We start from the raw sequence: 10542 nt of genomic DNA, 5'->3' as shown, positions 1-10542 counted from the left end.
TGATTACGCGGCCGAGGTCACTCGAGGGGTGAGAACCTCTTCTTGCCGGTGTTTCGTCCACCGGCGGGAACCGGATTGGTCGAACCGGGAAGAAATTTTCAGGCGGCGGGGAAGGTGACCTTGTGCCAGCCGGTCGCGCCGTTGGGCACGGTGCCCGCGCGCATCTCGGTTTGGGTGTAGCCGGACTTGTCCGTGGCGCGGCAGAGCGCCTGGTGCACCCCGGGGGGCAGGTCCACCACATCCGCCACGTGTTCAGGTTGACCTTCTGCGACAGCGTGATTTCCTGCCACGCCACCCCCGGGACACGGACCTTTCCCTTTTGGCCGTTCGCGAAGCCACGGTGCGAGTCGATCCACGACTCGGTTTGATCGGCGCTTCCCGGCTCCAGCTGCGTTTCAGCCAGTAGGCCTGACGTGCCGCCCAGGTGGTGACTTCGATGTCCACAACCCACTTCGTCGCCGACACGTACCCAGTACAAGCTGGGGTGACCAGCCGCGCCGGGAAGCCGTGTTCCAGCGGCAACGGCTCTCCGTTCATCCCGACCGCCAGTGCCTACCAGGTCTGGCTCATCGGCCCGCGCGGCGCAGCCGGCTGGGCTGCTGCCCGCCGTATCCGGGACTGTCACCGCGATCCTCCCGGCGAACGTCGACCGCATCGGCATCGCCATCGAATTCACGGCGTGTTCGTTCACACGGCCGGTGGCGGGATGATCTCGACGGTGCCGTCGGCGGTTCCGGTGACGTAGCGGGCGCCGGTGGCCGGATCGACGGCGACGGTGTTGGGCTGGCGCACGGTGGGAATGGTGGCGAACACCCGTGGCGCGGAGCCCTCGAGCGTGATGCCGACGAGCTGGTTCTTCGCGGTCAAGGTCACCCACAGCTGGTCGCGCCGCGAATCGTAGGCGACGCCGTAGGGCGCGCCGGGCAGGTCGAGTTTGCTCGGGGCGTGCGCGGGTGCGGCCGGGTCGAAGGTCAGCACGGCCCCGCCGCGGGTGTCGATCACCGCGAAGTGGCCTCGGCGGTCGGAGACCACGTGGGTCGGGCCGGCGCCGGCGGGCAGCCGCGCGACTCGGGTCAGCGTCCCGGCGTCGTAGACGCTCAGGTCGTTCTGGCGGACGTCGACGAGGCCGACGAGGTCCCCGACCGCGGCGAGCCCGGCGGGCTGGGTGACGTCGGTGAAGGTGTGCACCAGCTTGCCGTCCTGGGTGACCGCGACGCTGCGGCCGTTCTCGTTGGCCGCGAAGACCCGGCCGTTCGCCGCGCGGGTGGCGTCGTGCGGTGACATGCCGGTGGTCACCTCCCCGGTGATCCGGCCGTCCGGGAGCGCGACGGTCACCAGCCGGTTTGAGGTTTCGTCCGGAACCAGGACCGGGCCGCCCGGCGCCGCGAGCTGCAGGTGCCGGAGGTGCCCGGGCAGCGCCACCGTGGTGGTGACCCGGCCGGTGGCCGTGTCGAGCAGCGCAAGCCGGTCGGGGTTGCGGATCCCGACCGCGACGCGGTGGGTGACGTCGTCGGCGACGATGCCCTCCGGCTCCGGTCCCACCTCGACGATCGTGCCGGCGGGCATCGCGCCTGGCGAGGGCGAGACGGCGGGCTCGGCGGCGGGCGGCAGCTGCGGTGGCGCCGTTCCGCCGGTCGGGGTGGTGCTGCAGGCTGTTGCCAGCAGCGTGATCGCGAGCAGCGTGCATCGTCGTCGCATGTTCGTTCACGCTAGCTGTTTCAGGTCACCCGATCGCGATGCGTAAGAATCCCGTAAGGGGGTAGTCGTGTTGTCCGGGTGGGCGATTCGAAAAGGTGGGCGTCATGAGCGCACTCAAGGCGCGGGTATCCGTACCGGTGACGACGCGGCTGCTGGCCGAGGACGGGACGATCACCGTCGTGCCGGAGGGCCGGCTGGCCGGCTCGGGTGTCGCCGGGCTGGTGGCCGTGCTCGCCGAGGCGTTCGAACTGTGTTGCGGGGTAGTGGTTCTGGACGTGACCGCGTGCCGGTGCGACGGCGAGACGCTCGTCGCCGCGATCCACGCCGCGGCGCTAGCCCGGCAGGTCCGCTGCGGCATCCGGGTCGTCACCTCGGACGTCGACATCGCGATCGCCTTGGACAGGGCGAAGATCAGCCGAGTCGTGCGGCCGTGAATCCGACGGTATTCGTGTCGGGATGACCCCCGCATTCCGGTGTTCGAATAACGGCGACCCGCTTTTCCGTTCACGGGTGCCGGATCAGGGTGGCCTGCGTGGGAGTCACCGGGAACCACATGTCCCGCTGCAGGATCCAGGCGCCGTCCGGGGTCAGGTGGGCGGTGCCGAGGTTGACGACCGCCGCGGTGCCGGGGAATCCGCCGGCCGCGATGCGGTCGCCCTCGTGCAGCACGCCGGGGCCGGCGGTGAGCGTGGTCTGCTCGCCGGGACCGGCGGCGAGGCCGACCGGACGACCGCCGGTCGTGGTCCGGGCACTCAGCCCGGATGTCCGCAGCGTCGTCAATTCCGTGCCGGCGGAAGCGGTGGGGCCGCCGCTGGTGACCACGCCGATCAGCCCGTCATGGAGCGTGAGCAGGTCGCCCGGTTGCGCGTCCGCCGCGCCGGTGACGGTGAAGGTGCCGTCGACGTGCGGGGTCGCGGTGACGGTACGCGTGGCCGGATCGTCGGCTGCCGCGGCCAGGGAGGCGATGCCGCGTTCTCCGCGGTCGCCGAACGCGAGCTCGGTGTTCCACGCGGCTGCCTGTGGCGGCAGGTCCACGGTGAGCAACCCGTTGCGAGGCGAGCCGGCGGTGCCGGCGATCTCTTCCTCGACGGCGCTGGTGCTGAACCGGGCGCTGGGCATGCCCGGCGCGACGAGGGCGACCGCCCAGCTGGCCGGGGTCTGATCCCCGGGCGCCGGCCTGGAGACGACGAAGCCGTAAGCCGCCGGGGCGGGCACATCGGTGGGGACGGTCACCTGGGCGCGCACCGTCAGCGTCGTGGTGTCCGGCGCGTCGGTGGTCGACGGCGTGGTCATGAAGCCCAGCGACGTCCGTCCGGCGGCGTCGTTGCGGCGCAGGACGACCAGCGTCGCGTTCTGCCCGGTGAGCGGCCCGGCGTAGAGCACGGCAGCTTCGGATCCGGGCGCGGCTGAGAGGCTGGCGTTCGCCCAAGCCAGTTTCGCCCGGCCGATCAGTGCGGTGTCCCCGGCCAGGGGACCGCGCGCCGGCCACTGGGTGACCGCCGCGGGCTGGGCCGTGACTCCGTCATCACCCGAAGCCGTGACGAGCACAGTGCTGCCGCCGGCCACGACCACGGCGGCCACGGCGATTCCCGTCAAGGTCCGACGCCGTCGTAGTGCCCGCGTCCGCAGGACCCGATGCGCGACCGAGGCGGCCTCACCGGCCGCGGGCCGGGGCAGGGGGACGGCCGCGAGCTCGTTGCGCAGGAGCGTGGCGAAGTCCGGTGGGTGCTGGTTCATCGGAGTCCCTTCGAAGTCGGCCTCGGCGGGGAGGGTGATTCGGCTTCCCACAGCTCGCGCAGCCGCTGCAGGCCGCGCGAGGTGGTGGATTTGACCGTGCCGGTACCGCAGCCGAGCAGCCGCGCGGTCTCCGCTTCGCCCAGGTCGAGGTAGAACCGGGCGGCCAGCACGGCCCGCGTCCGCGGCGGCAGTCGCAGGAGCAGCGTCAGCATGTCGTTTCGCCCGTCGCACACCTCCGTGGCGTCACCGCCGGCCCGGTGCGGGCCGAAGTCGGGCACCGGCGGTTCACGACGGGTGCGGTCGCGGTGGCGCAGGAAGACCCGGAACAGCGTCCGGCGAGCATAGGCGCCGAGGTGCTCGATATCGCCGCGTCCGACGTGCCGGACCAGCTTCAGCAGGGTGTCGTGCACGACGTCACCGGCCTCGTTCCGGTTGCCGGTGAGCACCATCGCGTAGCGCAGGAGCTCGGCGTAGTGCTGCTCGACGAACAGCTCGAACCGCTCGTCCGTCCTCGGCAACATCCGGCCCCTCTCGACCTCGGCACCCACTACAGAGCCGCTGGACGTGCCGAATGGTTGCGTCGTCTCGGAACGGACTCGACCGGACGACCGGCTGGGTCACGGGTTGTTCGAGCCGGCGCCCCAGGGAGACAGGCGGTTCCGCACGGGTCACGTCTGTGGGTGCTCACGGGGGAGTCAGCCGGCCGTGATGTCGGCCCAGACGGTCTTGTAGCCGCCGTCGTGGGTGGTCACGCCCCAGCGGCGGCTGATCGCGTCGACCAGCTGGAGCCCCCGGCCCCGGGGCCTGTCCGGCGACGGTGTGCCGAGACGCAGCGCTCGCACACCTTGGGCGTCGTCCAGGGCGTTGCTGACCAGTTCGGTCGCCAGCAGCAGCGCGTCCTCGACGCAGTCGCTCGCCGCGCGGCGCAGTACGAGACGCAGCCACCGCCGGACGGCCGGGAGATCGGGCGCAACGCCGGTGTCGAAGCGGGACTCGTTCGCGGTGAGGTCCGGGAGTTCCATGGGTTCCTTTGCCCGGCGGCGGGCTGTCGGTGGCGTCCTCCGAAGGTAAGACGCCGGTTAACTCGTTACAAGTCCGCATCCCGACTCGGACATTTCACCGGCGCAGTGCCCGCCGGACGGATCTCGTTCGGTCGGCGTTCACCCCGGACGCCCGCCGAAGTCATTTGCCGTGCCTAAGTTTCCGGTGCGAGCCAGGAAGACGGCAAGGGGAGTCATGGACACACCCGTCGCGGTGCGAGCACGTGGAATCACCAAGTACTTCGGCGACGTCGTCGCGCTGGACGGCGTCGACCTGGACGTGGCGCCGGGGCAGATCCACGGGCTGATGGGGCCCAACGGCGCCGGGAAGACGACGCTGCTCGGCCTCCTGCTGGGCCTGGCGGTCGCCGACGAAGGCCGCCTCGAGGTGCTCGGCACCCCGATCGGGCGCGCGCCGGCCGCGCCTGGTGGTGTCGCGGGTTTCGTCGACGGTCCCGGCCTCTACCCCTCACTCACCGCCCGGCAGAACCTCGCCGCGCTGGCGGCGCTGCGTGACCGGCGGACGGCCGACATCGACGGTGTGCTCACGGAGGTCGGGCTCACCGACGTCGCCGACGACCGGGTGCGGGGTTTCTCCCTCGGCATGCGACAGCGGCTCGGCCTCGCCGCCGCGTTGCTCACCGAACCGCGCCTGCTGGTCCTCGACGAGCCGGCCAACGGCCTCGATCCGGTCGGCAAGAGGCACGTGCACGGCGTCCTGGACCGGCTCGCGGCCGGCGGCACGACCGTCGTGCTCTCCAGCCACCGGATGGACGACCTCGAGGCACTGTGCTCCGAAGTCACGATCCTCGCCGCCGGGCGCGTGGTGTTCACCGGCCCGCTGGGCAAGCTGTCCGCCGAGAACCGGGAGCTCGACTACCGGCTTCGCACGTCCGACCCCGGCGCGGCCCGGCGGGTGATCGCCGGCACGGCGGGGATTCGCCTCGTCGAGGACACCGGAACCCGGCGGGACACCGAGGTGCTCGTCGTGCGCGCGCTGGTGCCCGCCCTCGACGAGCTGGTGCCCCGGCTCGTGAAAGACGGCATCGCGGTGCGCGAGCTCGCGCCGGTGGTGTCCCCGCTGGAGGCGGCGTTCCTCGCCCTCACCGAGCAGGAGGCCGCCCGATGACCACGATCGCCGCCGAAGTCCCGGCCGACGCCGGTCCCGTTCCGGTGTGGCGCGGGTACCGCTTCGAACTGGTCAAGCTGTCCTCGACCTGGCGGATCCGGCTGCTGGTCCTCGCGTGCTGGATCGCCCCCGCGGTGTTCGTCGCCGCGGTGAGCGGGCAGAGCTCGCTGCCCGTCGACACCCTGTTCGGCCGGTGGATGAACGCCACGGGCTGGGCCGGCCCGCTGGTGATGCTCGGGTTCGCGGGCACCTACGCGCTCCCGCTGCTGACGTCGGTGGTCGCCGGGGACGTGTTCGCGGCCGAGGACCGGCTCGGCACCTGGCGCCACCTGCTGGTGGCGGTCCGGTCCGCCCGGCGGATCTTCGTGGCCAAGGCCCTGGCGAGCCTCACCGTCATCCTGGTGCTGGTGGCCGGGATGGCCGTGTCGAGCAGCGCCGCCGGGCTCCTGGCGGTCGGAAACCGGGCTCTGGTGGGCTTCGACGGTCACCTGCTGACGCCGGGGGAGGCCGCGGCGCAGGTTCTGCTGGCGTGGGTCTGCGTGCTCGCCCCGACGCTGGCCCTGGCCGCGGTCGGGTGGCTCGGGTCCGTCCTGTGGGGACGCTCGCCCATGGGCCTGCTGCTGCCCGCCGTCGTCGCCCTCGCGATGGCGTTGGCCCAGCTGCTGCCGCTGCCCGTCGCGCTCCGCCTCGCCCTGCCCAGTTACGCCTTCATCGCCTGGAACGGCCTGTTCACCGACCCGGTCCAGCTCGGCCCGCTGCTGATCGGCGTCGGGGTCGGCCTGGCGTGGGCCGTGGTCGCGACCGTGCTCGCCTACCTGCTGTTCGTACGCCGCGACTTCACCAACCTCGCCCACGACGGATCGGGACGCCGGGTCCTCACCGCCGGTGCCCTGCCGCTGGTCGCGCTCCTGGCCGTCACGGCCGGGATCATCGCCGTGGCGACCCCGGCCACCGGGTCGGGGATCGGCCAGGACAAGGTGCAGACCTCGCTCGCGACGGCGTTCGGCCACCTCTACCGCCTGCAGGCCGGGCAGCTCAACCGCCCCGACGTCACCGAGGCGCAGCTGGGGGCCAGGGCCGCGTGCACCAAGGGCGACGGCCTGGTCGAGCCCGACGGGCCCGGCAACGACTGGCGCTGTGTCGTTTCCTGGCACCTGCCCGGGATCGCGGCGACCGGGCAGGCCATCTACCAGCTGGACATCACCTCCGACGGGCGGTACGTCGCCGACGGCGACGGGCCGAAGGAAGTGAACGGCTACTTCCAGGTGCGGACCCCGGCCGGGGACCAGCCCAACCCCCTCTGGCAGTTCGACGGGAACGTCGAGCTGCTCTCCTCCACGAAGGGATGAACCGATGCAGGTAACACGCCGCAGGCGGCGTGTCGGGAAGGCGGGCCTTCTCGGTCACCTCAATGGTCACCGTTTCCGCTACGCGACAGCCGGTTCCGCCACGCTCGTGCTCGTCGCCACCAGCACCGGCGCCGGGGTCGCGTCGACGCAGCAGTTCGGCACGGACCAGGTCGGCCAGGTCACCGAAAACGGCCAGGTCGTCTCCGCCGACCAGTACCTCAAGCCGATCGGCGACCGGCTGGTCGTGAACAACGGCAAGATCATGGCGTCGTCGGTCAGCCCCGACGGCGCCCACCTCGCCGCGCTGACCACCGACGGCGGGATCGCGCTCACCATCGTCGACCTCAAGAGCTGGCAGGTGCAGCAGCTCGTCGGCAACTCCGCGACGGCGAACCTGCGCATCCCCGGCAACGACGTCGGCCAGGAAGGGCCGTCGTACTCCCCGGACGGCAAGAGCCTGTGGCTGGCGCAGACCGACGGCTACACCCGGTTCACGGTCAACCCGGACGGCACGGTCGCCGCCCCGACGTCGGTGAAGATCCCGGCGGACGGACCGAAGCACGCCTTGGTCGCGCAGGCGGTGTTCTCGCCCGACGGGTCCACTGTGTACTCCGCGGTCAACGGCCAGAACCGCGTCGTCGCCCTCGACGCGGCGACCGGCGCGATCAAGCAGAGCTGGGCCGTCGGCAACGCGCCGCGTGACCTGGTCCGCGCCGGGACCAAGCTGTACGTGAGCAACGAAGGCGGGCGCCCGGCGCGGCCCGGCGAGCCGACGCTGAACTCGTACAACACCCAGGTGCCGGCCAGCGGGTTCACCGGTGCGACGACGAGCGGCACGGTCAGCGTCATCGACCTGGCGAACGCGGCCGCCGCGCCGAAGAGCATCGACGTCGGCCTGCACCCGACCGCGGTGTACTTCGCCAAGGGCGCGTTGTTCGTGACGAACACCGCGAGCAACACGGTTTCGGTCATCGACACCGGCCGTGACAAGGTCGTCCAGACCATCGCGACCCAGCCGTGGCCGCAGGCTTCGGTCGGCTACGAGCCGGACGGCGTCACCCTCACCGGCGACGGGCACCTGCTGGTGACGCTCGGCCGCGCCAACGCGGTCGCCGTCTACCGCTACCAGCGGCCGCAGGAGCCGGTGAGCTACGTCGGCCTGCTGCCGACGGACTACTTCCCGACGGCGATCACCACGGTCGGCAAGGACGTCGTGGTCTCCAACACCCGCGGTATCGACGCCCGCCGTCCCACCACGGCGGCCGGGCACGGCACCCACGACACGACCTCGAGCGTGCAGCGGTTCCGGCTGCCGGACGACCGTGCGATCCGCGGGTACACCGGCCAGGTCTTCAGGCAGAACGGCTGGACGGACAATTCCGTTCAGGTGGCCCACGACAACGGCCACCGGAAGCCGGTTCCGGTGCCGCAGCGGCTCGGCGACCCGTCGACGATCAAGCACGTTTTTCTGCTGGTCAAGGAGAACCGGACCTACGACCAGGTCTTCGGGGACGACGCGCGCGGCAACGGCGACCCGTCCGTGACCCAGTTCGGCGAAAACGTGACGCCGAACCAGCACGCGCTGGAACGGCAGTTCGGGTTGTACGACAACACCTACGACATCGGCACGAACTCCGCCGAGGGCCACAACTGGCTGATGCAGGCGGACAACCCGGAGTACACCGAGTCGTCGGCGGGGGAGTACCTGCGCAGCTACGACACCGAGGACGACGCGCTCGGCCACCAGAGCTCCGGGTTCCTCTGGACCGGCGCGCAGGCGGCCGGGAAGTCGGTGCGGGACTTCGGCGAGTTCCAGCAGTTCCTGACCAAGCCCGCCGGGGCGAGCTGGCAGAACCTGTACTGCGACTCGAAGAACATGGCGGCGACCGGGCAGCCCAGTGCCTACCCGCTGGTGTCGTCGTCCCCGATCCCGTCGCTGAACAACGTCTCGGTGCCGGCGTTCCCGAAGTTCGACACCGCGGTGCCGGACGTCTACCGGTACCAGATCTGGAAGGACGACTTCGAGAAGAACGGGCCGGCCAACCTGAACATGTTCTGGCTCTCGAGCGACCACACCGGCGGCCCGCCGAACGCGGCCGCCCAGGTCGCCGACAACGACCTCGCGGTCGGCAAGATCGTCGACACGATCTCGCACAGCCGGTACTGGAAGGACTCGGCGATCTTCGTCGTCGAGGACGACTCCCAGGCCGGGCTCGACCACGTCGACGGCCACCGGGCGCCGGTGCAGATCATCAGCCCGTACGCCCAGCACGGCGTTGTCGACAGCCACTACTACTCGCAGATCACGATGATCCGGACGATCGAGCAGATCCTCGGGGTCAAGCCGATGAACCAGAAGGACAGCGCGGCGACGCCGATGGGCGCGGCGTTCACGCAGAAGCCGGACTACACGCCGTTCGTCGCGTTGCCGAACCGCACCTCGCTGACGGACGGCCTGGCGACCCAGCCGTCCTGCGGCGCGGACACCCCCGCACCACCGGACCCGGCGGCCGCGCCGGTGCCGTCGTCGGCGGTGCCGGCGGACAAGCGGCAGGTGGCGGCGCAGTGGCAGGAGTGGACGACCCACCAGCGGCTGACCGGCCCGAACGCGGTCGCCGACTACGCCACCCCCGCGCAGATGAACCACTTCACGTGGTACCAGACGCACGGCTGGCAGCAGCCCTACCCGGGGGAGAACCAGGTGGTCGCCCCCGACCGGGTGCCGGGCGCCTACCTGCCGTCCGCGGAGTCCGACGGCTGAGGCGAACAGGCACGGGACCTGCCCGGCGCGAGCCGCGGCAGGTCCCGTCGGCGCCGGGTGAGCAACGCGGTGAGCGGCCGCCACCAGGAGCTGCGTCGGCAACCAGCGCGACATCGCCGAACTTGGCGAAGGCAGTTTCGCAACCGGCGTCGAACGTCGGCTCGTTCAGCTGTGGTCCGTCTGGCCGCGCGGCGATCGCTCTCGTCGTCGCAGTAGAGCCGTCGCTCCAACCGCGAGCAGCGCCACGCCCAGCACGCCCAGCGCCACGACTGCGACCACCGTGCCAACGGTCAGCTGCGGCGGATCACAGCTGAGCTGCCCTACATGCTCGTACGCGCACCAGGACAGTCCGCCACGGGACGAGGTCACGACTTCCGGCACCGCACCCAGCGCGCGCTCAGCCGACCACCACACCAGGCCCGCCGCTGCCATGACAACCACGCCCGACACCGCGAGCGACATCCACAGCCACCGGCGCACGCACCCACCTCCGAATGGCGATGATCTCGCGTTGGGCGGTGTCCTGTGGGCCGGATCACCGAAACGGATCAGCGACCCCTGACGACACCCCAGAAGTCAAGCCGACGTGAGATTTGCCGTTCCCGTCCGGCTGACCGGGTGTTACTGTCCATTCGTTTTGACCAGTCCAACTTCATGATTTCTGCTCGTGGCAGGGGAAGCCGGTCGAAGTCCGGCGCTGTCGCGCAACCGTAGGTCACCGTAGGTGACGAGTCGGGTTACCTCCTCGAGCAGGTGTTGTCGAACCGCTGTCGCGTAAACAGTGAGTGACGCCCGGTCTTGGGGCCGGTCTCTCTCGTGTGCGCGCCG

At 71.1% G+C, this 10542-nt stretch carries 9 protein-coding genes, 1 pseudogene and 1 riboswitch; of the genes and pseudogenes, 4 read left to right on the top strand and 6 right to left on the bottom strand.

The window, feature by feature from the left end:
• Window positions 1–98: 98 nt before the first annotated feature.
• Together ACZ63J_RS09260 and ACZ63J_RS09255 are read right to left on the bottom strand one after the other, a co-directional pair.
• Window positions 99–549: pseudogene (locus tag ACZ63J_RS09260) on the bottom strand (molybdopterin-dependent oxidoreductase); the annotation flags it as partial.
• A 138-nt stretch (window positions 550–687) separates the two neighbouring features.
• Window positions 688–1698: a YncE family protein gene (locus tag ACZ63J_RS09255; protein ID WP_465398769.1), complete on the bottom strand. Its 1011-nt coding sequence runs from the start codon at window positions 1696–1698 to the stop codon at window positions 688–690.
• Window positions 1699–1802: 104 nt separating this feature from the next.
• Here ACZ63J_RS09255 and ACZ63J_RS09250 point away from each other — a divergent pair, with 104 nt between their 5' ends.
• The gene (locus tag ACZ63J_RS09250) at window positions 1803–2132 is read left to right on the top strand and encodes a hypothetical protein (RefSeq protein ID WP_465398768.1); all 330 of its coding nucleotides are present in this window, start codon (window positions 1803–1805) and stop codon (window positions 2130–2132) included.
• A 70-nt stretch (window positions 2133–2202) separates the two neighbouring features.
• Here ACZ63J_RS09250 and ACZ63J_RS09245 read toward each other — a convergent pair whose 3' ends face one another.
• The 3 genes from ACZ63J_RS09245 to ACZ63J_RS09235 form a co-directional block, all read right to left on the bottom strand.
• Window positions 2203–3435 (bottom strand): hypothetical protein, encoded by a 1233-nt coding sequence (locus ACZ63J_RS09245; RefSeq protein WP_465398767.1) that lies wholly within the window; start codon window positions 3433–3435, stop codon window positions 2203–2205.
• The gene (locus tag ACZ63J_RS09240; protein WP_465398766.1) at window positions 3432–3956 is read right to left on the bottom strand and encodes a sigma-70 family RNA polymerase sigma factor; all 525 of its coding nucleotides are present in this window, start codon (window positions 3954–3956) and stop codon (window positions 3432–3434) included. Before ACZ63J_RS09240 ends, ACZ63J_RS09245 begins: the two co-directional genes overlap by 4 nt.
• 174 nt (window positions 3957–4130) lie before the next feature.
• The gene (locus ACZ63J_RS09235) at window positions 4131–4457 is read right to left on the bottom strand and encodes an ATP-binding protein (protein ID WP_465398765.1); all 327 of its coding nucleotides are present in this window, start codon (window positions 4455–4457) and stop codon (window positions 4131–4133) included.
• Window positions 4458–4671: 214 nt separating this feature from the next.
• On the opposite strand from ACZ63J_RS09235, the gene ACZ63J_RS09230 reads away from it, so the two are divergent.
• From ACZ63J_RS09230 to ACZ63J_RS09220, 3 genes are read left to right on the top strand one after another with little or no spacing between them, the layout of a single operon-like run.
• Entirely contained in the window at window positions 4672–5604 is a 933-nt protein-coding gene (locus ACZ63J_RS09230) for an ABC transporter ATP-binding protein (RefSeq protein WP_465398764.1), read from the top strand.
• Window positions 5601–6953 carry an ABC transporter permease gene (locus tag ACZ63J_RS09225; RefSeq protein WP_465398763.1) on the top strand — a complete coding sequence of 451 codons (1353 nt, stop codon included), beginning with the start codon at window positions 5601–5603 and terminating at the stop codon, window positions 6951–6953. Before ACZ63J_RS09230 ends, ACZ63J_RS09225 begins: the two co-directional genes overlap by 4 nt.
• Before the next feature lie 4 nt (window positions 6954–6957).
• On the top strand, window positions 6958–9714 hold the full coding sequence (locus ACZ63J_RS09220) for a bifunctional YncE family protein/alkaline phosphatase family protein (protein ID WP_465398762.1): 2757 nt from the start codon (window positions 6958–6960) through the stop codon (window positions 9712–9714).
• A gap of 165 nt (window positions 9715–9879) precedes the next feature.
• On the opposite strand, the gene ACZ63J_RS09215 is transcribed toward ACZ63J_RS09220, so the two are convergent.
• A complete protein-coding gene (locus ACZ63J_RS09215; protein ID WP_465398761.1) occupies window positions 9880–10194 on the bottom strand; it encodes a hypothetical protein in 315 nt (104 codons plus the stop codon).
• Window positions 10195–10363: 169 nt separating this feature from the next.
• Window positions 10364–10508: riboswitch (adenosylcobalamin (AdoCbl) riboswitch) on the top strand.
• The last annotated feature ends 34 nt before the right edge of the window (window positions 10509–10542 follow it).

Source organism: Amycolatopsis sp. NPDC104863, assembly GCF_055582965.1.
Note: the sequence above shows the minus strand (reverse complement) of the source record. Positions and strands in the feature narration are given on the sequence as shown.